At 71.4% G+C, this 26,142-nt stretch carries 20 protein-coding genes and 1 pseudogene; 8 read left to right on the forward strand and 13 right to left on the reverse strand.

The window, feature by feature from the left end:
- Positions 1 to 111: 111 nt before the first annotated feature.
- The 4 genes from whiA to uvrC are packed head-to-tail and all read right to left on the reverse strand — an operon-like array spanning position 112 to position 4,826.
- Positions 112 to 1,059, reverse strand: coding sequence for a DNA-binding protein WhiA (gene whiA / locus NITAL_RS18385; protein WP_052667610.1), 948 nt, complete (start codon positions 1,057 to 1,059; stop codon positions 112 to 114).
- A 1-nt stretch (position 1,060) separates the two neighbouring features.
- Positions 1,061 to 1,981, reverse strand: a complete 921-nt coding sequence (locus NITAL_RS18390) for a gluconeogenesis factor YvcK family protein (RefSeq protein ID WP_052667611.1) — start codon at positions 1,979 to 1,981, stop codon at positions 1,061 to 1,063.
- Positions 1,978 to 2,886 (reverse strand): RNase adapter RapZ, encoded by a 909-nt coding sequence (gene rapZ / locus NITAL_RS18395; RefSeq protein ID WP_083441741.1) that lies wholly within the window; start codon positions 2,884 to 2,886, stop codon positions 1,978 to 1,980. The genes NITAL_RS18390 and rapZ overlap by 4 nt, the downstream gene beginning before the upstream one ends.
- Positions 2,883 to 4,826, reverse strand: a complete 1,944-nt coding sequence (gene uvrC / locus NITAL_RS18400; RefSeq protein WP_052667612.1) for an excinuclease ABC subunit UvrC — start codon at positions 4,824 to 4,826, stop codon at positions 2,883 to 2,885. The genes rapZ and uvrC overlap by 4 nt, the downstream gene beginning before the upstream one ends.
- A 110-nt stretch (positions 4,827 to 4,936) precedes the next feature.
- On the opposite strand from uvrC, the gene NITAL_RS18405 reads away from it, so the two are divergent.
- Positions 4,937 to 6,130 (forward strand): mechanosensitive ion channel family protein, encoded by a 1,194-nt coding sequence (locus tag NITAL_RS18405; protein ID WP_157041942.1) that lies wholly within the window; start codon positions 4,937 to 4,939, stop codon positions 6,128 to 6,130.
- Between the two features lie 7 nt (positions 6,131 to 6,137).
- Here NITAL_RS18405 and NITAL_RS18410 read toward each other — a convergent pair whose 3' ends face one another.
- Entirely contained in the window at positions 6,138 to 6,638 is a 501-nt protein-coding gene (locus tag NITAL_RS18410; RefSeq protein ID WP_052667614.1) for an SRPBCC family protein, read from the reverse strand.
- 4 nt (positions 6,639 to 6,642) lie between these two features.
- Complete coding sequence (gene uvrA, locus NITAL_RS18415) at positions 6,643 to 9,546, reverse strand: excinuclease ABC subunit UvrA (protein WP_052667615.1); 2,904 nt, start codon at positions 9,544 to 9,546, stop codon at positions 6,643 to 6,645.
- A gap of 337 nt (positions 9,547 to 9,883) precedes the next feature.
- Between uvrA and NITAL_RS18420 the strand changes: the two genes are divergently transcribed.
- The gene (locus NITAL_RS18420) at positions 9,884 to 10,891 is read left to right on the forward strand and encodes a 2-hydroxyacid dehydrogenase (RefSeq protein WP_052669804.1); all 1,008 of its coding nucleotides are present in this window, start codon (positions 9,884 to 9,886) and stop codon (positions 10,889 to 10,891) included.
- Between the two features lie 8 nt (positions 10,892 to 10,899).
- On the opposite strand, the gene NITAL_RS29020 is transcribed toward NITAL_RS18420, so the two are convergent.
- Together NITAL_RS29020 and NITAL_RS18430 are read right to left on the reverse strand one after the other, a co-directional pair.
- A complete protein-coding gene (locus NITAL_RS29020) occupies positions 10,900 to 11,754 on the reverse strand; it encodes a helix-turn-helix transcriptional regulator (RefSeq protein WP_245617691.1) in 855 nt (284 codons plus the stop codon).
- A gap of 179 nt (positions 11,755 to 11,933) precedes the next feature.
- Positions 11,934 to 14,750 (reverse strand): winged helix-turn-helix domain-containing protein, encoded by a 2,817-nt coding sequence (locus NITAL_RS18430; RefSeq protein WP_169786890.1) that lies wholly within the window; start codon positions 14,748 to 14,750, stop codon positions 11,934 to 11,936.
- A gap of 334 nt (positions 14,751 to 15,084) precedes the next feature.
- Between NITAL_RS18430 and NITAL_RS18440 the strand changes: the two genes are divergently transcribed.
- The 3 genes from NITAL_RS18440 to NITAL_RS28620 all read left to right on the forward strand — a co-directional run bounded on the left by NITAL_RS18440 (position 15,085) and on the right by NITAL_RS28620 (position 20,804).
- On the forward strand, positions 15,085 to 19,767 hold the full coding sequence (locus tag NITAL_RS18440) for a DUF7927 domain-containing protein (protein ID WP_052667619.1): 4,683 nt from the start codon (positions 15,085 to 15,087) through the stop codon (positions 19,765 to 19,767).
- A gap of 111 nt (positions 19,768 to 19,878) precedes the next feature.
- Positions 19,879 to 20,544: an MBL fold metallo-hydrolase gene (locus NITAL_RS18445; protein WP_052667620.1), complete on the forward strand. Its 666-nt coding sequence runs from the start codon at positions 19,879 to 19,881 to the stop codon at positions 20,542 to 20,544.
- Between the two features lie 116 nt (positions 20,545 to 20,660).
- On the forward strand, positions 20,661 to 20,804 hold the full coding sequence (locus NITAL_RS28620) for a hypothetical protein (protein WP_157041944.1): 144 nt from the start codon (positions 20,661 to 20,663) through the stop codon (positions 20,802 to 20,804).
- 140 nt (positions 20,805 to 20,944) lie between these two features.
- Here NITAL_RS28620 and NITAL_RS18450 read toward each other — a convergent pair whose 3' ends face one another.
- From NITAL_RS18450 to NITAL_RS18460, 3 genes are read right to left on the reverse strand one after another with little or no spacing between them, the layout of a single operon-like run.
- Positions 20,945 to 21,817 (reverse strand): ABC transporter permease, encoded by an 873-nt coding sequence (locus NITAL_RS18450; protein WP_052667621.1) that lies wholly within the window; start codon positions 21,815 to 21,817, stop codon positions 20,945 to 20,947.
- Positions 21,804 to 22,589, reverse strand: coding sequence for an ABC transporter ATP-binding protein (locus NITAL_RS18455; RefSeq protein ID WP_052667622.1), 786 nt, complete (start codon positions 22,587 to 22,589; stop codon positions 21,804 to 21,806). The genes NITAL_RS18450 and NITAL_RS18455 overlap by 14 nt, the downstream gene beginning before the upstream one ends.
- Positions 22,586 to 23,668, reverse strand: coding sequence for an ABC transporter substrate-binding protein (locus NITAL_RS18460; protein ID WP_052667623.1), 1,083 nt, complete (start codon positions 23,666 to 23,668; stop codon positions 22,586 to 22,588). The genes NITAL_RS18455 and NITAL_RS18460 overlap by 4 nt, the downstream gene beginning before the upstream one ends.
- Before the next feature lie 130 nt (positions 23,669 to 23,798).
- Here NITAL_RS18460 and NITAL_RS18465 point away from each other — a divergent pair, with 130 nt between their 5' ends.
- The gene (locus tag NITAL_RS18465; RefSeq protein ID WP_052667624.1) at positions 23,799 to 24,260 is read left to right on the forward strand and encodes an RrF2 family transcriptional regulator; all 462 of its coding nucleotides are present in this window, start codon (positions 23,799 to 23,801) and stop codon (positions 24,258 to 24,260) included.
- Between the two features lie 96 nt (positions 24,261 to 24,356).
- Here the strand turns inward: NITAL_RS18465 and NITAL_RS18470 are convergent, their stop codons facing one another.
- Positions 24,357 to 24,668, reverse strand: a complete 312-nt coding sequence (locus tag NITAL_RS18470) for a hypothetical protein (RefSeq protein WP_157041945.1) — start codon at positions 24,666 to 24,668, stop codon at positions 24,357 to 24,359.
- A gap of 57 nt (positions 24,669 to 24,725) precedes the next feature.
- Here NITAL_RS18470 and NITAL_RS29430 point away from each other — a divergent pair.
- Positions 24,726 to 24,824, forward strand: a pseudogene (locus NITAL_RS29430) (MBL fold metallo-hydrolase); the annotation flags it as partial.
- A 101-nt stretch (positions 24,825 to 24,925) separates the two neighbouring features.
- Positions 24,926 to 25,777 carry an ATP-binding protein gene (locus tag NITAL_RS29640; protein ID WP_083441744.1) on the forward strand — a complete coding sequence of 284 codons (852 nt, stop codon included), beginning with the start codon at positions 24,926 to 24,928 and terminating at the stop codon, positions 25,775 to 25,777.
- Here the strand turns inward: NITAL_RS29640 and NITAL_RS28170 are convergent.
- Positions 25,665 to 25,934, reverse strand: coding sequence for a hypothetical protein (locus NITAL_RS28170; RefSeq protein ID WP_052667627.1), 270 nt, complete (start codon positions 25,932 to 25,934; stop codon positions 25,665 to 25,667). The two genes, NITAL_RS29640 and NITAL_RS28170, sit on opposite strands and share 113 nt — an antisense overlap.
- Positions 25,935 to 26,142: the final 208 nt, after the last annotated feature.

Here is a 26,142-nt window from a genome sequence, read left to right on the forward strand (position 1 = left end):
CTGGAACGGGGAGGAGGGAGCGAGGGAGCTCACGGCCACCCTAGCAACGGCCTCGCGGCGCGCGTCAGCAGCACGCAGGGCCGGAGGACCCCGTTCGAGAGGGCCGTTGGGTCACCCTCCGCCGAGCTCGTCGGCCAGCGCCTCGAGCCGCCGGAGCCGCCGGTGCACCGCCGACTTCGACAACGGCGGGTCGGCGAGCTGGCCGAGCTCGGTCAGGGACGCGTCCGGGCTCGCGAGCCGTGCGATGGCCACGGCTCGGAGGTCCTCGTCGAGCTCGTCCCAACCGAGCTCAGCGACCACCTGCTCCACCGCCTTGACCTGCGCGCTGGCCGCCTCGACCGTCCGCCGCAGGTTCGCCGCGTCCGCGTTCGCGAGCCGGGTCGCGTCGCCGCGCAGCTGTCGTCGCAGCCGCCGCTCGTCCCAGCGCAGGAACGCGCCGGTGGCCCCCATCGCGGCGAGCAACCCCCCGATGGTCTCCCCCGACTTGATCACCAGGCGCGGCCGCTCCCCTGGCGTCCCGTCCTCCGAGCGCGACGTGACGACCCCCACCTGTCCGTCCACCAGCGCGCGGGCCGTGGCGGCGAGCGCCTCGGCCGCGTCGACCCGGTGGGCGACGACCTCGAGGTGGGGTGGGCGGTCGGGCGACGAGATGCTGCCGGCGGCGAGGAACGCGCCACGGATGCAGGCCGCGGCGCCGACGTCGAGGCGGGGCTGCGGCGGAGCGGGTCGCCCATCGGCGTCCAGCAGGCCGAGATCGCGGGCGACCCGCTCGGCCCCCTGGTCGAGGCGGACCCCGTACATCCGACGCCGCTGCACCCCGCCGGGTGCCCGGACACGCAGCTCCGGCGCGATCGCGTACCGCCGCTGCAGCAGGGAGTAGGTCCGGCGGGCGGTCGCACCCGAGACCGTCTCGAGGTCCACGAGCAACCCGCGATCCCCGCCGCCGACGACGAGCGCACCACCGAACCGCACGAGAGCAGCGAGCTCGTGGTGGGCCTCGACCTCGTCGTCGATCGGGAGGCCAGCGAGCTCCTGTTTGACCTCGTCGGTGAAGCTCACGTCAGCGGCCGAGCAGTTCGGCGAGGCACCGCCCGAGCACCACGGGGTCGTGTCCGTCCTGGCCGTCGAGCAGGTCGCGCACGACCGCCCGTCCGACGCGACCCGCCAACGCGGTCTCGTCGACGTGCAACGGGGCACCTCCCGCAGGTTCACCTCCGTCGTGGGCGATCAGCACGTCGATCGTCAGGTCGGGCACGTGCTCGGCCAGGGCGTCGAGGTGCGCGATGAGCGACATCCCCTCGGTCTCACCGGGCTGCTCGCGCAGGTTGGCCACCAGCACCACGGGAGCGTTCGAGGCGGTGACCGCGCGTGCCACCCCAGGGACCAGCAGGTTGGGCAGGAGGCTGGTGTAGAGCGACCCAGGACCGAGCACCAGCAGGTCGGCCTGCCGGATCGCGGCCACGGCAGCGGCCGTGGCCGGAGGCGACGGTGGGTCCAACCAGACCTGGTCGAGGCGCGGGGTGGTCCCGATCGCGGCCTGGCCGCTGACCTCCTGGTCGCCGGTGCGGGCGTGCAGGGTGACCGGGACGTCGGTGCAGGGCAGGACCCGACCCGGGACGTCGAGGAAGCGGCACGCCCGATCGAGCGCGTCGACCATGTCCCCGGCAGCGAGGTCCTGGAGGGCGACCAGCACGAGGTTGCCCAGGCTGTGGCCGGCCAGTTCGCCGCGCGGGAAGCGGTACTGGAGGAGGTCCGCCAGTCCACGGTCACCGGCGAGCGCAGCCAACGCCATGCGCAGGTCACCTGGTGCCACCACGTCGAGGTCGCGGCGCAGGCGCCCCGACGAGCCACCGTCGTCCGCGACGGTCACGACGGCGGTGACGTGATCGACGACGCGTCGCAGCGCACCGAGCGACCGGGACAGGCCGTGTCCGCCACCGATGGCGACGGCGCGGGACCCGTCACCCGGCCCGGCGCTCACTCGCGCCCCAGGTCGCGGTGCTCCACGGCCACCTTGACGTCGGGGGCGGTCCGGCGCAGGTACCCGGCGACGTGCTCGCTCATCGCGACCGAGCGGTGCTTGCCACCCGTGCACCCGATCGCCACGGTCAGGTACCGCTTCCCCTCGCGCACGTACCCGGGGACGCTGGCGTCGAGCAGGGCCTCGAGCGCGGCCACGAACGGCGGTGTGGCTCCCTGCCCGAAGACGTAGTCGCGCACCGGCGCGTCCAACCCGGTGTACGGACGGAGCTCGTCGACCCAGTGCGGGTTCGGCAGGAAGCGGACGTCGAGGACGATGTCGGCATCGCGGGGCGCACCGTGCTTGAACCCGAACGACTCGACCGTGACCTGCAACGGCGACTGGTCCTCCATACCGAGGACCTCGACCACACGGTCGCGCAGCTGGTGGACGTTGGTGGTCGACGAGTCGATGACCAGGTCGGCGGTGCCCCGCAGCTCGGCCAGCAGCTGCCGTTCGCGGTGGATGCCCTCCAGGATGCCCTCGTGGCTGGCGGGGTGACGCCGCCTCGTGGCCTCGAAGCGACGGACCAGCACCTCGTCCGATGCTTCCAGGAAGAGCACCCGGATGTGGCCCTCGCCGGCACGCAGCTGCTGGATCGTCTCGAGCAGCTCGTCGAAGAACTGCCGGCCACGGACGTCGGCCACCAGCGCCACACGGGTGACCGCCGAGCCGGGTGCGAAGGCCAGGTCGACCACCTTCCCGAGCAGCGACGGCGGCAGGTTGTCGATCACGAACCAGTCGTGGTCCTCGAGCACCTTGGAGACCTCGGTGCGTCCGGCACCGGACATGCCCGTGATGATCAGCACGTCGGAGCGGATGGCCTCGTCGTCGGTCGTCGGCGAGGCGGCGGCCGGGTCGCTCACGTCGGCTCCTGGGCGGTCGGGGCGTCCTCGGGACGGCCCGCGTGGAGGTGGTCGTGGATCTGCGCGGCGAGCGTACGGGAGATGCCCGGGACGGCGGTGAGGTCCTCGACGCTCGCCCGGGTGATCGCCGCGACCGATCCGAAGCGCGTCAGGAGGGCCTTGCGACGCCCCGGGCCGATGCCGGGGATCGCGTCGAGCTCCGACGTGGCCACGAGCTTGGTCCGTCGACCCCGCTGGTAGGTGATGGCGAACCGGTGCGCCTCGTCACGGATCCGCTGGACGAGGAACAGCGCCTCGCTACCCCGGGGCAGCACCACGGGTCGGGCCCGGTCCGGGACGTGGAGCTCCTCGAACCGCTTGGCGAGGCCCGCGAACGCGACCTCGTCGATCGGCAGGTCCTCGACGGCGGCGAGGGCGGCGTTCAGCTGCCCCCGGCCGCCATCGACGATGACGAGGTTCGGGGGGTAGGCGAACTTCCTCGGCGTGCCCTCCTCGTCGAGGATCGGCTCGCCCTTGGCCTCGACCAGACGTCGGAAGCGACGTCCGATGACCTCGTGCATGGCGGCGAAGTCGTCGTTCTTGTCCTGCGACAGCTTGAACCGGCGGTACTCGGACTTCTTGGGCAGGCCGTCCTCGAACACCACCATCGAGGCGACCACCTCGGTGCCGCCGAGGTGGGAGATGTCGAAGCACTCGATGCGCAGCGGGGCCTCGTCCAGGGCCAGCGCGTCCCCGAGCTCCTTGAGCGCCCGTGACCGCGCGTCGAAGTCCGTCGCCCGCTTCATACGCGCGCGCTGGAACGCCTCGCGGGCGTTCTCCTCGACGGTCTCGAGGAAGGCCTTCTTGTCGCCCCGCTGCGGGACGGTGAAGCGGACCCGGCGGATCGGTGCCCCTCGCGATCCGGCACGTGTCGCCCGCCGCTGCTCGGCGAGGAGCACGGAGAGGGCCTCGGCATCGTCGGGCTCGACCGGCACGACGATCTGCGGCGGGACCTCGTCGCTGCGCTCGGCGTACAGCTGCAACAGGAAGCTGGTCAGCAGCTCCGGGGTGGAGAGCGGCTCGACCTTGTCGACCGTCCACCCCTTGCGTCCGACGAGCCGCCCCCGGCGGACGAAGAACACCTGGACCGCGGCCTCGAGTTCGTCCTCGTACACCGCGATGGCGTCGAGGTCCTCGGGCTTCTCGGTGACCACCTGCTGCTTCTCGAGGGCCCGCTGGGCAGCCTGGAGCTGGTCGCGCCGCCGTGCCGCCGACTCGAAGTTGAGGTCGGCGGCGTCCGCCCGCATCTCGGCCTCGAGCTGGGCGAGCACCGGGCCGGTCTCGCCGTCGAGGAACGCCGCGAGCGACTCGACGAGGTCGCGGTGCTCGTCCTCGGACACCACGCCGGTGCAGGGGGCCGCGCACCGGTCGATGTGGTGGAGCAGGCACGGTCGCCCGAGGCGCTGCGCCCGGTCGTACACGCCGTTCCGGCAGGTGCGGACGGGGAACACGCGCAGCAGCAGGTCCAGCGTCTCGCGGATGGCGTAGGCGTGGGCGTACGGCCCGAACCGCCGATCGTCCTTGGCGACCTTGCCGCGCTTGACGATCGCGCGGGGGATCGCCTCGGAGGTGGTCAGCACCAGGTACGGGTACGACTTGTCGTCCACGTACCGGACGTTGTACCGCGGCTTGTGGCGCTGGATCAGCGTGTACTCGAGGTGCAGCGCCTCGACCTCGGAGTCGACGACGATCCACTCCACCGACCGGGCCGCCTCGAGCATCGCGCGCGTCCGCGGCGCGATGCCGTGCCAGACCCCGAAGTAGCTCGCCAGACGCTGGCGCAGCGACTTGGCCTTGCCGACGTAGACCACCCGCCCGGCCCCGTCGATGAACTGGTAACAACCCGGCGCGTCGGGGATCGCGCCGGGCTCGGGACGGAAGGCGAGGGCCGGGTTACGCACGGGGCGAGCGTACTGCTCACCGGGGACCGCCCTTCGGCGCGTGGTGGGCCGGTGTCTACGCTCACCTGCGGCGCGTCCTCGCGCCACAGGTGAACGAGCTGGAGGCAGTGGTGCTCAGGGTGCTGGCGCAGGCGAGCGGTGCGGCCGAGGTGTGCACCGTCGGGGACAGCGAGGTCAACGACCTCTGCGTGTGGCTCCTCGACCTGACCGGCAACGAGCTGGTGGCCCGCGCGGCGGGTGCCATCGGCACCGGCATCCGGATCGTGATCCTGATCGCCCTCGGGTACCTGCTCAGCCGGTTGGCGCGGGCGGCGATCCTGCGCTTCAGCCGCACCATGGAACGCCGGATCCAGGCGCGGCTCGACCGGGGCGAGGCCCGCGGGACCTTGGACGTGGCCCGCTACCGGCTGCGCCGCTTCCAGCGCCTCCAGGCCATCACCGGGGTCGCCCGCGGTGTGGCGGGCGTCCTCATCTGGTTCGTCGTGATCCTGGCGATGTTCGATGCGCTCGGGATCTCGCTCCAGCCCGTGCTGGCGGGGGCCGGGCTCGCCGGCATCATCATCGGCTTCGGTGCCCAGCAGCTGGTCCGCGACGTGTTGGCCGGCATCGGCATGCTCATCGAGGACCAGTACGGCGTCGGCGACTGGATCCAGGTGGACGACCGCATCGGTCAGGTCGAGCGGGTGGGCCTGCGGGCGACCTCCTTCCGCGACATGGACGGCGTGGTCTGGCACGCCCTCAACGGGTCGATGGAACGTGTGGGCAACCTCTCGCAACAGTGGGGGCGTTCCACGCTCGACGTGCCACTCGCGCTCGACGCCGACGTGCCGACGGCCAAGGCCATCATCCACAAGGTCGCAACCGAACTGGCGTCCGACCCGGTGTGGGGCGAGGACATCATCGGCGACCCCGAGATCTGGGGGGTGCAGGAGTTCGGACCGGAGGGCCTCGCCATCCGGGTGGTCACCCCGACCAAGCCGATGGCCAACTGGGACATCAACCGCCAGCTGCGCGAGCGGCTCCACCACGCCTTCGAGCAGGCGGGCATCCGGATGCCGAGCCGCCTGATCGACATCGGTGGGCAGCGTCGCGGCTACCCGGTCCTGAACCGCCGCGACGAGAACGGCGACGAGGACGCCACCACGCAGCGGCCGCGACGGCGGGGCCTGGTGCCACGCGATGTCGGGCCGCTCGACCGACCGAAGGTCGACCTCGACGAGGTCACCGGTGACGCCTACGAGGACACCCGCGACCGCACGACCGAGCTGCGCGTCGAACGAGGCCGCGAACCTCGCCCGGACTGACGCTGCCTCAGCACCCTGACCGCGGCCCGGGAACACGACCGGCCGCGGCCCGGGCGAGCGTGTCGACGGTCACCTGGAGGTCGGCGGGCAGCCGCCGGACCCGTCCGGTCAGCACACCGCCGACGCGGATGAACCACGGGGCGTCGGCCAGGACCTCGTAGGACAGCGTCACGCGGCAACCCGGACCGTCCGGAGCGAGATCGACCCGCCACAGCGTCGCGTCGTGGTTCCACCAGGTGGGCAGCGTCACCCAGGCGAAGGTGCGCCGTTCGTCGGCGACCACCTCGCAGGTCCGGACCCAGCGGACGGGCCCCGTGCGGCTCCACCCGGTGAACCGGGCACCCACACGGCTGCGCGTGGTGGGGGGCGGCGCCCCGCACCAGCGGACCCGGGTGACCTCGGGGCTGAGGTCGGCGTGCCGGGTGACGTCCCGGACGAGCTCACGGACGGCAGCGACCGACGCGCGGGACCGTGCCTCGGCCCTCCCGGTGTCTCCCCGCCGGGGCACCCACCTACCTCCGACCGAGCACGTCGGCCAGGAACTTGCCGGTGTAGCTGCCGGCCGTGGCCGCCACCTCCTCGGGGGTGCCCTGGGCCACGATCATCCCGCCGCCGTTCCCGCCCTCGGGACCGAGGTCGAGCAGGTGGTCGGCGGTCTTGATCACGTCGAGGTTGTGCTCGATGACGATCACCGTGTTGCCCTTGTCGACCAGGCGGTGCAGCACCTCGAGCAGACGCCGGACGTCCTCGAAGTGCAGACCGGTCGTCGGCTCGTCGAGGATGTAGACCGTCTGGCCGGTCGCGCGCTTGCGCAGCTCGGAGGCGAGCTTGACCCGCTGAGCCTCGCCGCCCGACAGGGTCGTCGCCGGCTGGCCGAGGCGGACGTAGCCGAGGCCGACGTCGACGAGGGTCTGCATGTGGCCGGCGATGGCGGGGATGTTGGCGAAGAACTCCAGCGCCTCTTCGATGGACAGCTGGAGCACCTCGGCGATGGTCTTGCCCTTGTAGTGCACCTCGAGGGTCTCGCGGTTGTAGCGCCGCCCCTTGCAGACCTCGCACGGCACGTACACGTCGGGCAGGAAGTGCATCTCGATCTTGAGCGTGCCGTCACCGCGGCACGACTCGCAGCGGCCGCCCTTGACGTTGAAGGAGAAGCGCCCCGGCATGTAGCCGCGGACCTTGGCCTCCTGGGTGCTCGCGTAGAGCTTGCGGACGTGGTCGAACACCCCGGTGTAGGTCGCCGGGTTGGAGCGCGGCGTGCGACCGATGGGCGACTGGTCGACGACGACGACCTTGTCGACCTCCTCGAGGCCCTCGATGCGCACGTGCCGGCCGGGCAGCTCACGCGAGCCGTAGACGTGGCGCATCAGCGCCCGCGACAGGATGTCGTTGACCAGGGTGGACTTGCCCGACCCCGACACGCCCGTCACGCAGGTGAAGGTGCCGATCGGCAGGTCGACGTCGAGGTCACGCAGGTTGTGCTCGATCGCCCCACGGACCGACAGGCTGCGACCGTCGCCGGACCGCCGCTCCCCCGGGATCGGGATGCTGCGCTCGCCCGACAGGTACGCACCGGTCAGCGACTTGCGCTTGAGGCGCTTCAGCCCCTCGACCGAGCCGGAGTGCACGATCTCGCCCCCGCGCACGCCGGCACCGGGGCCGATGTCGACCACGTGGTCGGCCGCGTCGATGGTGGCCTCGTCGTGCTCGACCACGATGAGGGTGTTGCCGAGGTCACGCAGCCGGATGAGGGTCTCGATCAGCCGCTCGTTGTCGCGCTGGTGCAGCCCGATCGACGGCTCGTCGAGCACGTAGAGGACGCCGACGAGGCCCGCACCGATCTGGGTCGCGAGCCGGATCCGCTGGGCCTCGCCACCCGACAGCGAGCCGGCCGGGCGGTCCAGGGTCAGGTAGTCCAGACCCACGTCGAGCAGAAAGGTCAGCCGGGCGCGGATCTCCTTGACCACCCGGGCGCCGATCAGCGCGTCACGGTCGGACAGCTCGAGACCGGTGACGAAGGCGTCCGCCTCGGCCACCGACATGCTGGTCAGCTCGGCGATGGAGGTGCCGCCGATGGTGACGCCGAGCACGATGGGCTTGAGGCGCTTGCCGTGGCACTTGGGGCAAGGCACCTCACGCATGTACTGCTCGACCTGCTCACGCACGTGCGAGGACTCGGTCTCGGCGTGGCGCCGCAGGAGCGAGGGGATCACGCCCTCGACCTTGGCCTTGTACGACCGCTTGCGGCCGTACCGGTTGGTGTAGCTGACGTGGACGCGGTCGGGCAGGCCGTGCAGCACCGCGTCCTGCACGTCGGCGCTCAGCTCGCCCCACGGCGCGGACGCGTCGCCGCCGGCGTGCTGGACGGTGGCGCGCAGCAGTTGGCGGTAGTAGTTGGACTGCTGGCCGGTCCCCCACGGCAGGACCACGCCCTCCTCGACCGACAGGTCGGGGTCGCCGAGGACGAGCTCGGGGTCGACGGTGAGCTGCGTGCCGAGGCCGCTGCAGGTCTCGCACGCCCCGTACGGCGAGTTGAACGAGAAGCTGCGCGGGGCGAGCTGCTCGTACGACAGGCTGCAGTGAGCGCAGGCGAGGTGCTCGGAGAAGATCAGCGTCTCGGCCTCGGCCGCGGGGAGTCCCTCCGCCTCGGCGCGCTCGACCGCCTCGCGCGAGGGCACGACCTCGATCATCGCGACGCCGTCGGCGAGCTGGAGCGCGGTCTCGATCGAGTCCGCGAGCCGGCGACGCATGTCCTCCTTCTGGACCAGCCGGTCGACCACCACCTCGATGGTGTGCTTGTAGGTCTTGGCGAGCTTGGGCACCTCGTCGATCGGGTACACCTCGCCGTCGACCCGGACGCGGGCGTACCCGGCGGTCGACAGCTGCTGGAACAGGGCGGCGTGCTCGCCCTTGCGGTCGCGGACCACGGGCGCCAGGACCTGGAACCGGGTGCCGGCCGGCAACTCGTGGACCTGGTCGACGATCTGCTCGGCGGTCTGGCGGGCGATCGGGCGGCTGCAGTTGGGGCAGTGCGGCTGACCGATACGGGCGTACAGCAGGCGCAGGTAGTCGTAGATCTCGGTGATGGTGCCGACCGTCGACCGCGGGTTGCGTGAGGTCGACTTCTGGTCGATCGAGATCGCCGGCGACAGCCCCTCGATGAAGTCGACGTCCGGCTTGTCCATCTGCCCGAGGAACTGGCGGGCGTAGGCCGACAGCGACTCGACGTAGCGACGCTGTCCCTCGGCGTAGATGGTGTCGAAGGCGAGGCTGGACTTGCCCGATCCCGACAGGCCGGTGAACACCACCAGGGCGTCGCGGGGGATGTCGAGGTCGACGTCCTTGAGGTTGTGCTCACGCGCACCGCGCACGACGATCCGGTCGCGGACGGCGCTACGACGGGGGCTGGCGGCCACGCAGGTCCTCCGGCAGCAGGCGGGCGGGAGCGGCGGCAGACCAGCCGGCCACTTCTTCGCAGTCGGCGGGTCTTCGCAGGTCAGCGGGCCACGGGAGGTGAGGCGTGCGGAGGTGGCCGCGACCCGAGGGTACCGACACCCGACGGTACCGAACCCGGCCGCGGGAGTCGAACATCCGTTCGTTCACGCATCCCGGTCGACCAGCCTTCCATCTGGGTTCACCGTGGGCCGGAGCCTGGCCGCTACCGGTCGGCACGTCCTGCACGAACGGGAACCTGCCGGTGAGGCGCTGCCTACGCTCGGAACCACCGGACCGCCCGACCCCGACAGGACCACCGTGCGCATCGCCGTGTTCAGCTCACGCGGGTACGACCGTCGCTTCCTCGACGAGGCCAACGCCCGTCACGGGCACGAACTGACCCACCTCGAGGCCCGCCTGGACGCCACCACCGCACAGCTCGCGGAGGGGTTCGAGGCGGTGTGCGCCTTCGTCAACGACCGGCTCGACGCCGACGTGATGTCCCAGCTGGCGGCTGGCGGGACACGGCTGCTGACCCTGCGATCGGCGGGCTACAACCACGTCGACCTCGCGGCCGCACGCGAACACGGGCTGACGGTCACCCGGGTCCCGGCCTACTCGCCCTACGCCGTCGCCGAGCACACGGTCGCGCTGATGCTCGCCGTGGAACGCCAGATCCCGCGCGCGGCCAACCGCGTCCGCGACGGCAACTTCTCGCTCGAGGGGCTGCTCGGCTTCGACCTGCGCAACAAGCGCATCGGGATCGTCGGCACGGGCAGGATCGGGCAGATCGTTGCCCGGATCATGCGCGGCTTCGGGTGCTCCATCCGCGCCTATGACCCGGTGCGCAACGAGGACGTCCGCGACCTCGGCGTCCGCTACGAGGACCTCGACACCCTGCTGGCCGAGTGCGACGTCATCACCCTGCACTGCCCGCTGACCCCCGACACCCACCACCTCATCGACGAGGACGCCCTCCGCAAGGTGAAGCCGGGCGTGATGATCGTCAACACCAGCCGCGGCGCCCTGATCGACACGCCCGCCGCCATCCAGGCCCTCAAGGACGGCCGCATCGGCCACCTCGCCCTCGACGTGTACGAGGAGGAGGGGGACCTGTTCTTCGAGGACCTGTCGGACACCGGCATCCAGGACGACGTGTTCGCCCGGCTGCTGACCTTCCCCAACGTGCTGATCACCGCGCACCAGGCGTTCTTCACCGAGGAGGCGCTGCGCAACATCGCCGAGACCACGCTCGGTAACGCCACCGCGTTCGCTGAGGGACGGCCGAGCGGCAACGAGCTCGAGTTCGCCAGCGTGCGCGGCTGAACCAGCCGTCACGGGACGGGAGCGTCGGGCGAGGGGGCGTCGCCGGAGGATCCTCGCGCTCGCGGCGCGACCGGCGCGGCGGGCGTCAACTGCTCACCCAGGCGTACGAGCTGGGCGCGGCTGTTGACGCCCAGCTTCTCGAAGACGTGGTGGAGGTGGGTGCGGACGGTGCCGGGTGCGATGTGGAGCGCTCGCGCGATCTCGTTGTTGGTCGCGCCGGTGGCGGCCACACGAGCCACGTCGAGTTCGCGCGGCGTCAGCCCCGCTCCCTCGAGCACCCACGTCGCCGTCAGCGCGTCCGGCAGGAACGGAAGCATCGCCTGCAGGAGTGCATGGAGCCGCTGCAGGATGGCCGTGTCGGCCGTCGTGAAGCCACCGCGACCGCGGCTGCGGCCAGCCCAGAGCTGGGCGACCAGCCGACCGTCCAGCGACAGGTTCAACGATGCCATGTGCGCCAGCCCGAGGGGGGCCATCCACCGCTGGAAGTACGGCAGGCGTTCGAACTCGAGGTGGCCGGTGACCGTCGTGTCCGTCACGACCGGGCGGACCCCGCCCGTGCGGTCGGTCGCGCAGAAGGGATCCACCCCCCGGAAGCGGTGTGCGTAGGTCCGAAGAGCCAGGTCGGCGGGCCGGGGCCACGGCGCGGGTTCGTGGGTGACCGCGAGCGTGAGTCTGCCGCGACGATCCAGGACGAGCCAGCCCGCGGCGTCGAGACCCAGCGTCGAGGTGACCAGCTCGAGTGCGCGCGCCCCGAGCGCCGCGGCCGGATCGGTCGATCGAGCAGCCCGGTCCGCCGGGACGACCGGAAGCGTGCAGTCGTCGGGGGTGCCCGCCGGACACGAACAGCCGTCCGACGTGGTCACGCCACGTCCGGTGCAGCGATCGTCGTCCGCGTGACGTCGCAACCCTGCCCCCCTGGTCCATCCCCGACCGCGCCCGGGCGCGGGCGTGGCGCCGGACGTTGCCCGTGGGGCGGCGCCCGAGCAATGGGCCCGGCGAACGAACGTCGCCCCGGCCGCTGTCACCGGTGACAGGCGATGGCTCAGAGATCGTCGAAGGCTCGTACCGCGAGGATCGCCTCGTGACGGCTGTGGACACCGAGCTTGCGGTAGATCGCGGCCGTGTGGCTGCGGACGGTGTGTGGGCTGATGTGGAGCGCGGTCGCGATCTGCCCCAGCGAACGGTCGGTGGCGAGGAGGCCCAGCACCGTCCGCTCACGATCGGTCAGCGTGTCCAGCACACCGGGGACCGGGGTCGGCGCCGAGGGGGTCCGGGTCGCACCACTCAGGTGCTCGCGGAGGCGGTGCAGGAAGGGCGCGTCCTCGAAGGTGCGGAGCAGGACGTCTGCTCGACCCGCGTGCACGGCTGCCTCGACGCTCGCTCCGGCGCGCCGGTAGAGGCACGCGGCGACGAGCCGGGCCACCGCGACCTGGGTCGCCCACCCCTGTGCCTCCATCCACCGGACCTCGGGCTCGAGGCCGGCCGCCAGACGCCGATGCGTCGCAGGATCAGCGGTGCGGCTCGAGACGATCAGCGCTCCGATGACCGAGCTCTCGAAGGTCGCATCCGCCCAGGCATCGAGCGCGCGCCGTCCGGCATGGAACTCGGCCGCGAGGGATGCCGCCATCTCGACGTCCCCGTCGATGTACGCCGCCAGGGCCCAGTACGAGTGGATCCAACCGGCGATCTGGGGCGCGGTGGGCCGGCTGAGCGTCACGGCACGTGCGAACAGTTCGTCGTCGTGACGGAGGGTGTCCTGCAACAGACGGGCCAGCACCTGGTTCGACAGGGCACTGCTGACCAGGAGACCGGAGAGGTCGGGGCCGAGCACGTCGACGGACGAGCGCGCGTCGCGGAGGACCCGGTCGAGCGACGCCACCGCCTCCGTCGAGCGTCCCTCGCGCAAGCTGTCGAGCGCCCGGGCGAAGGTCGCCACGACGTCCTCGACGGCACCGCCGGCGCGCCGGTGGCTGCGGACCCAGCGCAACCGCGTCGACTGGTCCGCCAGCACGGCCGCGAGCACGACGGCGACGGCGTGTGTTCCCGGGACGTGGGCCAGATCCTCGTGGTCGAGCCGTTCGAGCCACGAGCGGGCCACCAGGAACTCACCGCGCTGGGCCGCGGCAACGAGGAGGTCGCCTGCGATCGCCGCGACCGTCTCGCGGTCGCGACCGCGGACGGCGTGATCGAGGGCGTCCCTTCCGCGGCCATGGGTGCTCAGCCAGCGTGCGGCGCGACGGTCGAGGGCCTGCCGATCGACGGCGCCTCCTGTCCTGGCGTGGCGACGCAGTTCGGCGGCGATCAGGCCGTGGTATCGGTACCAGCCAGGCTCGATCGCGTCCTCCACGACGAACCACTCGTGACGCCTGAGCCAGGCCAGGATCTCGCCGGCATCGCGCCGCTTCATGACGGCGTCGCAGAGTGGACGGGAGAAGCGATCGAGGTGCGCGGTTCCGAGCACGAACGTGGCGACGTCGGTCGGTAGGTCCGCCACGACCTCGTCGACGATGTACCGCGCCAGGGCCGTGGGCACCTGATCGGCAGGGTGGTCCTCTGCCGGGCGCGACAGCCGAACGGCGACCGGCCACCCCTCGCTACGTTCGTGCACCTGGCGGATGTCGTCGTCGGTGGTGCAGGTGCCGGAAGCCTCGAGCAGTTCGGCGACCTCGGCCAGGTCGAACCGCAGCTCGGCGGCCGTCACCACGCGTGCCCGCCCTGCCACGGCGAAACGCCCGAGGCGAGGAGGCAACGCGCGCCGCGAGGTGTACGCCAGCGTCGCGGACGCCGGAAGGGCCGCGACGAAGCCGTCGAGCTGGGCGATGAGCGTCGGATGGCCGAGCCGGTGGAGGTCATCGAGCACGAGCACGAGGGGCGAGTCGACCTCGCCGATGACGGACGCGATGACGCTCGGCAGACGGGCTGGCGGCAGGTCGGATCCGCGCTCGTCTCGCGGGACGCCCCCCGGGATGGGGATGCCCGCCGCGGCGAGCGCATGCACCACCGAGCTCCAGAACCGCGACGGATCATCGTCGTCCTCGTCGAGGTTCACCCAGGCGACGGGGATGCCTTGGCTGCGGACCCACTGCGCGACGAACGTCGACTTGCCGTAGCCGGCCGGAGCACTCACCGCGAGGACGTCGACGCCGCTGGCGTCCGGGGTGGCCGCGAGGAGACGCCGTCTGGTGACGATCCCGGGACCCTCCGAACGCGGCTGCTGCAGCTTGGCTCGCAGGAGCTGGCGCTCGAGGTCGGCGCCAGGGAGCACCCGCCGTGCCTCGAGCAGGCGGCGGCGGAGAGCGTCGAGACGCCGCCGCTGGGTCTGGACCTCGCGACGCATGGTGAAACCCGTGTACGGCTCGCCCTGCCACAGCGCGAGGGCTTGGGCAGGCTGACCGCGGCCGCTGCCATCGAGCGCGGCAGCGGCAGCCGCTTCGAACGCCAGTCGGTCCAGGGTGTCCGGCGTGGCGTGGAGCCGGTACCCGCCGCGGTCGGTCACCACGGTCAGCGACGTCGCGGCCGCAACCTGGTGCTGCGGGTCGAGCAACCGGCGCAGCCGGCTGACCGTGGTCTGCAGCCGACCGGCTGCGACGCCGACGTCCACCGTCTGACCAGGCCAGAGGTGCTCGGACAGCGCCGTGACGCTGTGGGTCTCGTTCGGCCGCAGCAACAGGTGCTCGAGCAGGGCCCGAACGCGGCCGTCGCTGGGCAGACGGAGGGGCCCCCGCTCGTTCTCGAGGGCGAGTGGACCGAGGACTCGGGCACGCGTCCCACGCGCCCCGTCACCCACGGTCGGCCGGCGCGCCGGTGCCGGGTCCGGTTCGGCCTCCGCGGTCTCGCGCTCCCCCGTGTCAGCGCCCACCTGCGGTCCAGCCTCCTCTCGATGCGGACACCGAAGGTCACGCACGGTGAGCCTAGCCGCCGCGGCCTGGAGGATGCTCCCGGTCCGGCTCGCTCGCACCCGCGCCCAGACGCTCCGGATCGTCCCGTTCCTCGGCGCGAAGCCACCGAGTGGGCCTACGACATCCGACTGATGTTCGGTCCCGATGGGATCACCGAGCGTGCCGAGCACACCGTCGGCGGGTAAGAACCGACCCCCGTAGGTGGTCGCTCTCTGTAGTTCTTCGACCACACACCGCGAGGCCGCCCGCGGGACGTGGCGCCAGCCGAGCGCCCGACCGAGACGAGGGGCATCCATGCCGACGAGTACACAGATCCAGGTCCGACACGCAGGCGTCAGGTCGCTCCTCGCAGCGATGCTGGTGGCGCTACTGGTGCTCGTCGCACTACCGGCGCCACGAGCGGCGGCGCAGGAGCCCGGGAGGGCGGCGCCCCCCAGGGGCGAGGCCGCCGAGCAACGGTCCCCCGCCGACCCTGCCGACGACACGGGCGCCGCGGACGAGGGCGATGGCGCCGACGCGGTGGAGCAGACCGAGACCGAGGCGGGTCAGGCCGATGCCGGCGAGACCGACTCGGGCGAGGCCGACAGCGGCGACGGCGTCGATGCCGCTGCGGAGCCGGCGGAGGACGTGACCGCCGCCGAGGAGGGCGACGAACCGGACGCCGACGGTGCCTTCGATGACGAGCCTGGCGAGCCCGCGCCCGCAACGGCCGAGGCGCCGACGGGGGCCGCCTCGGCCGGCGAGGTCGAGGACGTCGCGGTGGCGAACTCGGATCTGGAAACGTGGCAGTGCACCCCGGACGGGATCCTGTTCCAGGCCCCGACCACGATCTACGCCGTCGACCTGGTGACGGGCGAGTACGACACGATCGCGAGTGGCTACCACGACGCCGAGCTCAACGCCGTCGGCTACAACCTGCTGGACAGCTACATCTACGGCTACGCGAACAGCGCGGACGTCGCGGCTCGTCAGATCATCCGCGTCGGCGCCGACGGGGGGGTCGAGGGGCTCGGCAACCCGGATGGCGTCCCGGCCGTCGGCCGGCACGTCGGCGATGTCGACGAGAACGGGCACTTCTGGCTCGCCAACGGGACGGAATGGTGGCAGATCGATCTCGACCCCACCTCACCGACCTACTTCGAGTTGCTGGCCTCCGGCACCCACCCGGGCATCGACGGCTGGGGCTTCGCCGACTGGGCGGTCGTGCCCGGTGGCGGCGACTACCTCTACACGGTCGCTTCCCAGGGCGGTACCGACTTCCGGCTGTTCCGGTTCGACCGCGCCAGCCACCAGTGGGAGCCCCACGGCGGCAGCCTCGGCAACCTCGGCGGCATGGGTGCCGTCTACGCCGACGCCGACGGCTTCCTCTACGGCTCGGTCAACGCCAGCGGCGACATCTTCCGGATCGACGTCCTGGCCGCCACAGCCGAGTTCTTCGCCGCGGGGCCGGCGTCCGGCAGCAACGACGGCGCGATGTGCATCGAGGCTCGCGTCCTCCTCGACTTCGGTGACGCTCCTGCGAGCTACGGGACGCTGCTGGCCGCCGACGGGGCACGCCACGGCCTGCGGGACTTCGACGAAGCGACCAGCACGACGTCGTTGATGCTCGGTGTCACCGTCGACCCCGAGCCGGACGCGCTGCCCTCCGTCGGGGCGGATACCGACACCGACGACGGGGTGGCCGATCCGATCCTCACGCTCCCTGGCGAACCGACCACCGTCGACGTGATCGTGACCAACGACACCGACCAGCCCGCCACGCTGGCCGGCTGGCTGGATCTCGCTGGCACGGGGACCTTCGATGCGGGCGACCGAGCTCCGCTGCTCACCATCCCGGCCAACTCCGGGACGGCGACCTACACGCTGGAGTTCCCGGCGGGCACGACCCTCGAGGACACCTACGCCCGGTTCCGGCTGTTCGGTGGCACCGTCGCGGACCCCCAGCCGACCGGTGCCGCCTCCTCGGGCGAGGTCGAGGACTACCTCGTGCGGGTCGGCCGGGTCCACTTCGAGAAGACCGTCGACCCGGCGGATGTCGCCGTCCTGCAGCCCGGTGACACCTTCACCTACACGGTCACCGTCTCCAACGTCGGCGGTGTCGACCTGACGGACCTGTCGTTCTCCGACGACCTCAGCGACGTGCTCGACGACGCCACCTACAACGACGATCTCACGCTCGTCGACGGGCCCGGGACGGTCAGCTTCGACCCGCCCGACACCGTGAGCTGGAGCGGTGACCTCGCGAGCGGCGAGAGCGCGATCGTGACCTACTCGGTGACGATCGATGACCCGCCCGGTGGTGACGCCGTCCTGTTCAACGCGATCGTCGGCGAGGGACCAGGCTCGAACTGTGAGGCGAGCCCACCGAGCGACCCCGCCTGCTTCACCGAGGTCCCGCAGCCGCAACTGGCAGGAGTCAAGACGTCGGATGCGGCAGGCCAGGTCGAGGCCGGTGACACCATCACCTACCAGCTCACGATCTCCAACACCGGGCCCGGTGCCGCCCACAACGCGGTCGCCCACGACGACCTGTCACAGGTCCTCGACGACGCGACCTTCAACGGGGACGCCGTCGCGACCAGTGGAACCCTCTCCTTCGATGCCGTCGACCAGCAGCTGACCTGGCACGGTCCGCTCGCGGCGGCCGGTGACCCGGGTGACTCGGTCACGATCACCTACTCGGTGACGGTCAACGACGCCGATGAGCTGGGTGACGGGCAGTTGCTCAACGCGCTGCTGCTCTCCGGCTGCCCGAACCCGCCGGTGTTCGATGCCGACGATCCCGCCTTCGACCCCGACTGCGTCGAGATCATCGACATCGCGGCGTGGACGTCGGTCAAGACGTCGGACGCGACCGGGGCTGTGGAGCCGGGCGACACGGTCGGGTACACGATCACCCTGCAGAACACCGGCAACGTGGCCCTGACCGACCCGGCGGCGCTGCCGTCGATCGCGGACGACCTGTCCGAGGTGCTCGACGACGCCGTGTACAACGACGATGCGGATGCCGGCGGCGCAGGGACACTGAGCTACGTGGAACCGGTGCTGTCGTGGGAGGGGCCGCTGCTGGTCGGCGAGATCGTGACGATCACCTACTCGGTCACGGTCGCCGACGCTGCCGATCTCGGTGATGGGCGACTGGTCAACGCCGTCACCGGCGCGCCGAACTGCCCCGACCCCGCTGTGCTCGACCCCGAGGACGCCGGCTTCGATCCGAACTGCGTCGCGATCACCGACATCGCGGCCTACACGGTCGTGAAGTCGTCCACGGTGCCGACCTCGGTCGAGCCGGGTGACACCGTCGCCTACGAGATCGCGGTGACCAACACCGGCGCCACCGCGCTCACCGGTGTCGACGCCGCGACCTTCGCCGACGACCTGTCCGGCGTCCTCGATGACGCGAGCTACAACGACGACGCCAGCGCCACCACGGGCACGGTCGGCTACGCCGCGCCGAGGATCGCGTGGATCGGCGACCTCGACGTCGGGCAGAGCGCCACGATCACCTACTCGGTCACGGTCGACTCCCCGATCGTCGGGGACTTCACCCTCGTCAACGCCGTCACCGGGGGCGACTGTCCCGACCCGGCGATCACCGACCCGGCGGACCCGACGTTCGACCCGACGTGCGTGACCATCGCCGAGCTGCCAGGGATCCACTTCCACAAGACGGTGGTCGGCGGCGCGGTCGACGACCTCGAGCCGGGCGACCGCGTCGCCTACGAGGTGACCGTGACCAACACCGGTCAGGTCGACCTCGTCGACCAGAGCTTCACCGACGACCTGTCGGAGGTGCTCGACGACGCCAGCTACGCCGACGACGCGGCCACCGACCTCGGCAACGTGTCCTACAGCGAGCCGGTGTTGACCTGGACAGGCGACCTCGCTGTCGGGGAGGTCGCCACGGTCACCTACTCGGTGATCCTTGACGATCCGATGACGGGCGACGGGGTCCTGCGCAACCAGGTGATCGCTGACGGACCGAACTCGAACTGTCCACCCCCCGACCCCGTCGACCCGGACTGCTCGACGGTCACCAGCCAGAGGAACATCGCGGTCACCAAGGAGCTGCTGTCGCCGTCCGATCCGGTCCCCGGTGACGTCGTGACCTACCGGATCCTGGCTCACAACCTCGGGGCCGCGCTCGTCGAGCAGGAGCTGATCGTCGACGACCTCTCGGGCGTCCTCGACACGGCGGTCTACAACGGCGACGCCGCTGTTACCGCCGGTACGGTGAGCTACACCGAGCCAGTGCTGCGCTGGCAGGTCGACATCGAACCCGACGCGACCGTGGAACTGCGGTACACGGTCACGGTCAACGACGCCGACGACCTCGGCGACGGCCGCCTCGTCAACACCGTGATCGGCGGGAGCAACTGTCCGCCTGACACGGCCGAGTGCACGACCGACGATACGGTCCGGGCCGTCACCTACGAGAAGGTCATCGTCGATCCCGTGGACCGACCGGTCCGCGGTGGTGACGACGTCACGTATCAGGTCACGGTCGCCAACCGAGGTGGCGTACAACTCGACGGGCTGTCGTTCACCGACGACCTGTCCGCCGTCCTCGAGCACGCCACGTGGCTCGATGACACCGCTGCCGACGTCGGGAGCCTGTCGTACACCCGGCCGATCCTCAGCTGGGAAGGCGACCTCGAGGCCGGCGAGGTGGCGACCGTCACCTACACGGTACGACTCGACGACGATGCACCCGCCGGAGCGGCCGTGCGCAACGTCGTGGTCGGTTCCGGCCCAGGCTCGAACTGCTCACCCGACGATGAGGACCTCGCCCCGGCGTGCGTGGCGGTCCTCGACGTCAGCGATGCCGGGTCGTTGCCCGTGGCGCCGACCCCCACGGGCAGCCTCCCGTTCACCGGGTCGAACCTCCTGCTGTTCGTGGTCCTGGCTCTGGGCCTGCTGCTGACCGGGTCGCGATCGCTGCGGGTCGCCGGCCGGCGACGTCGCTCGCCGACCTGACCGCACCTCCCCCCGCGCCCGTGCGGCCGGCCTCGCCGGCCGTACGGGCGCGGGCAGCAGGGCGGCGGTCGCGCCCGTCTACCCTCCGCGCGAGAGGCGAACGGAGCACGGGTGGGCGACCCACGGCAGCACGTCGACCGAGGACACGTCGAACCGGATGGCGAGTGGCTCGACCGCCACGACGGCCACCTGCTGGTGCGCAAGCTCTCGGTCGAGGAGTTCGACAACAACGTCTACGTGGTGGCGTGCACCCGGACCGGCGACGCGCTACTGGTCGACGTCGCCGCGCGGCCGGAGCGGCTGGCCGAGGCGCTCGAGGGCTTCGCCCCCGTGGCCGCTGTCCAGACCCACGGACACTGGGACCACGTCCGCGCCTGGGACGGGGTCCGCGACGAGCAGGGCCTCGAGGTGTGGGGCCACCCCGGTGATGCCGAGCTGTTCCCCCGCCCCGTCGACCGCGAGTTGCACGGCGGTGAACGACTGACGGTCGGCGAACTGCAGGTCGAGGTGATCCACCTGCCGGGCCACACGGAAGGCTCGCTGCTCTACCTCGTCGAGGGTGAGCACCGGCCGCACCTCATCTCCGGCGACACCCTGTTCCCCGGCGGACCTGGGCGGACAACAGACCCCGAGGACCACGCCCGGATCATGGACGGCTTGGAGACGCTCTTCGACCGCCTCCCCGACGCGACGGCCGTCCACCCTGGCCACGGTGACGACACGACCATCGGCGCCGAGCGCCCCCACCTCGCCGAGTGGCGCGCCCGCGGCTGGTAGCCGCCGCGACCGGAGAACCGGTCGACGCCGTGCCCCCATCACACCATGAGGCGGTTATGCCCTGCTCTCAACATGGCCCGTTGGGCCCGTGGGCCGTTGCGGCGACCGAGCTGGCCTTGACGAAGCGCGCCGGCCGCTACCTCGAACTGGTCGACGAGATCGTCGAGTTCGATGAGCCGCTCCACCCGGCGACCGCGCGACCGCGTCGGCACCCGTCGGCCAGGTCGGTATCGGGCGGCGGTCCGCCGTCAGGCTGCTGATCACGGCCGGGACGACCTCGAACGGCTCGCTCCGAAGGATCGTTCGCGCACCTGTGCGGCGTCGCCCGACGTCCTGCCTCCCTCGGACAAGTGCAGCTGCGGCGGATACCTGCTGGTGGACGTGGGCTTGTGGATGGGCGTCAGGCCTGGGGGTTGAGCCCCCATCGGCGGCGGACGGTCTGTTCGAGGCGGGCGAACAGCAGGGCGTCGACGAGGACGCCGATGATGAGGATGACGAGCATGGTGGCCAGTAGTCCCTCGGCGTCGGAGAGCTCGCGTGCGAACTGGAGGCGGACGCCCAGGGACGGTCGTTCGGCGATGACAACGAGGAGTTCGCCGGCCATGAGGCTGCGCCAGGCGAAGGCCCAGCCTTGTTTGAGGCCGCCGACGAAGCCGGGCAGCGCCGCGGGCAGAACCACGAACCGGTAGCGGTCGATGCCGGTTGCTCCCAGGACGCGTCCGGCGCGGTTGAGCAGCGGTGGGGTGTGGTCGATGCCGTGGATGAGCCCGTTGGCGATGGCTGGTGCCGCGCCGAGGACGATGACGAACAGGATGGCTCGTTCGGAGAGCTGGAAGAGCAGGATGGCGAGCGGGAACCAGGCGATGGATGGCATGGTCTGCACGCCGGTGATCAGCGAGCCGACCGCGGTGCGCAGCACGGGGATGGTCGCGACCGCCAGGCCGATCGCCGCGCCGAACAGCAGGGCGAGCGCGTAGCCGATGATGGCACGGGTCATGGTGGTGGAGGTGGCGGAGATCAGGGTGCCGTCGGCGGTCCATCGCCAGAGGCGGGTGAGCGCGTCGAGGGGGCCGGGCAGCACCCAGGGTGGGCGCCAGCCGGACCAGACCACGATCTGCCAGCCGCCGAGGAAGATGGCGATGGCGGCGAGTTTGGGCCAGAGGATCGACCAGGCGTGGCGTGTCCGCCCGGCGGGTGGCTTCTGGGTGGGGGTGTCGAGGGCGTCGATGCCGGCGAGGTCGTCGAGGTGGTCGCGTTGGTCAGTGCTGGGCATGGCGGCGGACCTCGGTGCGCAGGGTGGTCAGGATCTCGGCGGAGAGCTCGGCGACGTCCGGGTCGGAGATCGACCGGGGCCGGGGGAGCTCGACGGGGTAGGTGGCGGCGACACGGCCGGGGCGGCTGGTGAGCACCACGACCTGGTCGCCGAGGCGGACGGCTTCGCGGACGTTGTGGGTGACGAACACCACGGTCAGGTCGCTGTCGGTCCACAGCGCTTCGAGCTCGTCGTGGAGCAGGTCGCGGGTGATGGCGTCGAGCGCGCCGAAGGGCTCGTCCATCAGCAGCACGTCGGCGTCCTGGGCCAGGGCGCGGGCGAGCGCGACCCGTTGGCGCATCCCGCCGGACAGTTCGTGCGGTCGGTGGTGCTCGAAGCCGGTCAGGTGCACGCGGGCGAGCAGTTCGCGGGCCCGGCCAGCCCGGTCGGCACGGCCGACACCGCGCAGACGCAGGGCGAGCTCGACGTTCCGCTGTGCGGTCAGCCAGGGGAACAGGGCGGCCTCCTGGAACAGCAGCCCTGGCCGGCCGGTGACCGCGACGCGGCCGCTGGTGGGTGACGACAGTCCGGCGAGCAGGTCCAACAGCGTGGACTTGCCGCAGCCGGACGCGCCGACGAGGCAGGTGAACCCACCGCGTGGGACGACCAGGTCCAGCCCATCGAGTGCGACGACCCCACCGTCGAAGCTGCGGCGGACGCGCTCGACGGTGATCGCTGGCGTGCCGGTGGGGGACGTGGTGTCGGTGGTGGAAGGTGCGGGCGAAGGGGTCACTGGCTGACCTCCTGCTCGTCACGGGCGGCGAGCAGCTCGTTGAGGAGACCGAGCTCGTAGATGCCGTCGAGGTCGACCGGGTCGTGGATACCCACCTCGGCAGCGTCCTGGGCACCCTTGCGCAGCGAGTCCGCGACCGGGTCGGGGGTGAAGGTCAGGTTGTCCCAGGCGCCGGCGAGCACATCGGTGTTGAGCCCCACCCCGGTGAGCGTCTCGATCGCGTCGGCGACGGTCTGCTGGGAGCCTTCGGGGTCGCTCTCGAGTTGGTCGAGGGTGTCGAGGTGGCCGGTGAGCAGGTCACGCACGACGTCGGGGTGGTCCTCGAGCAGCTGGGTGCTCACGATCAGGTGGGTGGTGACGAACTGCCCGTCGGGCCACAGATCACGCTCGTCGACCAGCACCTGCCCGTCGCCCTCGGCCAACAGCCGGGTCAGCCACGGTTCGGGCACCCAGGCACCGTCGATCTGACCGGAGATGAACGTCTCCAAGATCGCGGCGTTGTCCTGCGGCTGGATGGTCACCTCACCGCCGCCCTCCAACGTCGTCTCGAAGCCTTGATCGGCCAGCCATGCCCGCAGCGCGACGTCCTGGGTGTTGCCGAGCGATGGCGTCGAAAGCGTCTTGCCCACCAGGTCGTCCGGGCTGTCGATCCCGTCTCGCACGACCAGGCTCGCACCACCCGAGGTCGCGCCCGACACGATCCGCAGCGCCTGACCTTCGGAGCGGCCGTGACCGTTGATCGCCGGGCTGGGACCGATGTAGCTGGCGTCCAGCGCACCGGAGAGCAGCGCCTCGATCACCTCGGTGCCCGAGTTGAACGTCCGGGTGGTCAGCTCGGTGTCACCCAGGGCGTCGGCCAGGATCCCGTCCTCGACACCCACGATCGCCGGCGCGTGCGTGACGTTGGGGAAGTACCCCAGCCGCAGTTCCTCGAGCCGGTCCGATGACACCTCAGCGGCCTCCGAGTCGCTGCCGGCCGTCGCGCCACCGTTGGAGGCGCACCCGGCCGCCAGCATCGCCAGCGCCGTCACCGCCGCTGCGGTGCGCCGTGACCGTGACCGACCCTGATGCTGCCTCATGTACCTACCTCCGAGGATGAGCGGAAACTGGTGAATCCCGATATGATTTACGGGTGTTGACGGGTTGGCTGCGCGGACGCTACGGCACGGCCCGCCATCCCTGGCCCGCGTCAGTGAGAAGGGGGCGAACGTGTGGATCGCCAAGCGCACGGACTACGGAGCCCGCGTCCTGCTGGCGCTGGCCATCGACGGCCGGCAGCTGAGCCTGCCCGAGCTCGCTGACCGCACCGCCGTGCCGACCAGCGTGCTCGAACAGGTCATGCCGCGGCTACGAAGCGACGGGCTCGTCCGCTCCGAGCGGGGACGCAAGGGCGGCTACCGCCTCAACAAGGCTCCGGAGGACATCACCCTCGAGCATGTCGTCAGGCTGTTCCAGGGTCCGCTCGCCCCCATCGAATGCGCCACCCGCACCAACCCCGAGCCCTGCGACATGGAAGATGGCTGCTCGATGCGCGACATCTGGGCCGACGTCCGGGATGCCACCATCACCATCCTGGCCGCCACCAGCTTCCAAGCCCTAGCCGACCAGGCGTCCGGGACCTGGCTGCCACCGGGCGCCGACCCCCTGCCCGTCACATCCACCCCCAACTGACGCGGCCCGACCGACACAGAACGCCCGCAATCGCCGGGCTGATCTGAGGTAGCTGTCACCACCCCGGAGGGGTCTCGTGTCGGGAGGTGAGCTCGATCAGCTGACCTCCGTGAGCTCGACGCGCTCGACGATCCTGCGGTCACCGAGAGGTGCACGGAGTGTGACCCCCTGCTCGCACAGCCGCATCCGGAGCAGGAGAACGGCTTCGCTCCGAGCGTTCCGGTGCATGTGCGCCGTGACAACCACCTGGTCCAGTTCCTCATCGACCGAGAGGTGCTTGAGGGCGACGCCGCCCCCCTCAGCCCAAGCGACACGGAGGTCGCGCCCGTCAGGGGAGATGCTCAAGACCTTCGGCTGGAAACTGCGTGAGGGCGCATCTCTCGCGAAGGCCATCATGTCTTCGTCCATGCTGCAGCGTAGGCCCGGGGCTGTGGATGGATGGCGTGACACGAAATCTCACATGGATGGGCCGACGCCACGGCCGTCCACCCCGGTCACGGCGACGACACCACCATCGGGACCGAGCGGCTGATTCTCGCCGAGTGGCGCGAACGCGGCTGGTGACGCCCCGCCCCCGACGGTCACCGCGGGGCGGCCACGGTCACCTGGCGGCCGGGGTCGTCACCCACGAGGTGACCCGGGGTCGAGCGGAGTAGGGTCGGTGCGTGGAACTGCTGGAGCGGGACGAGCAGCTCGCGGTCCTCGACGCGGCACGGGAAGAGGCCGCGGCCGGCCGCGGCTGCGTCGTGCTCGTCGAGGGGGAGCCAGGCATCGGGAAGACAGCGCTGGTCACCCGGTTGATGCACAGCGGTTCCGGCCATCCTGTCGCCGTGCTGCAGCGCGCCGCGGAGCCGACCACGGCAGTTCCTGGCTTCTGGCGGCCGGGAACTGCCACGGGCACCGGGTGCTTCGCCAGCGTCGGCGACAGTTGCTGGCGCCCAGCAGCCAGGAACCGTCACGCAACGCCCGGAGCGGCCACGATGCGCCGGTCACCGTTGGGGTGGCGACGTGCGCGGCGGTGCGTCCTTCGCCACGCCCGGTCCCAGAAGCTGGGCTGGAGGAGCTCAGGTTCTGGCCGGGCGGAGCGCGTCGTGCCTGCCGTCGTGACCGTTGTCTGGGCTGGAGCCCTGTTCTCGGTCGCGAGCGACCGTTGGAGCGCCTGGCGTAGCGGTTCCCCGGTGGGCCGAGCGCGGATGGTAGGCGGGCCGCAGACCGGTCGAGCGGGACCCGCCGTACGTCGAGGTGGAGCGGGTGGGGGCGGTCGGAACGGGCGTCGATGCGCTCCACCTGCACCGACATCGCCCTGTGGCGCCCCAGCGGACGGGGCACGACATCGGTCGGACGCCGGCCGTCGCGCCCCCGGTGGTCCCGGGAACCACCCTTCGGTTGCGCCGAGCGCCACCGCTAGCCACCCGGCTGCGGCGGTGAGCCGCCGCCCGTCCCGCCGTCGGTCGGCGGTGGAAGGTCGATGGGCTCACGATCACCGCACGGCTCGGGCTGGTGTCGGAGGTCCGTGAAGTGATCGGCCTCGACGAAGCGGAAACAGCCCTCCGCGGTGCCCACCTCCGCTGACGTCCCCTTCCACCCCAGGTAGTACTCGGTCTCGACCCGGATCCGCAGCACGAACTCGGTGGTGCCCTCGCGGCGGTCCCCGGTCGCTTCGAGGGCCGTCACCTCAGGACCGAGCTGCTCGTACCGTGCGACCGCCGAACCGGCGAGAGCGTCCCCGGTCCGGAACTCGTACGGGCGCCGCTCGAGCCACGTCTCGAGCTCGGCCGCGAGCGCGTCGACGTCGTCGGCCGCTCGATCATCGCCCGACGGCCTGTCACGGACCTGGGCGACCAGCGACCGGCCTGCATCGGCGGGAGGATGACCCTACGCC

Origin of the sequence: Nitriliruptor alkaliphilus DSM 45188 (assembly GCF_000969705.1) — a bacterium.
In the GTDB taxonomy this organism is placed as follows: domain Bacteria; phylum Actinomycetota; class Nitriliruptoria; order Nitriliruptorales; family Nitriliruptoraceae; genus Nitriliruptor; species Nitriliruptor alkaliphilus.

What these genes read in the sequence shown, in the direction of transcription:
- NITAL_RS18440 (WP_052667619.1), top strand. Translation starts at nt 15,085, where the DNA reads ATGCCGACGAGTACACAGATCCAGGTCCGACACGCAGGCGTCAGGTCG.
- NITAL_RS18450 (WP_052667621.1), bottom strand. Translation starts at nt 21,817, where the DNA reads ATGCCCAGCACTGACCAACGCGACCACCTCGACGACCTCGCCGGCATC.
- NITAL_RS18460 (WP_052667623.1), bottom strand. Translation starts at nt 23,668, where the DNA reads ATGAGGCAGCATCAGGGTCGGTCACGGTCACGGCGCACCGCAGCGGCG.
- NITAL_RS18470 (WP_157041945.1), bottom strand. Translation starts at nt 24,668, where the DNA reads ATGGACGAAGACATGATGGCCTTCGCGAGAGATGCGCCCTCACGCAGT.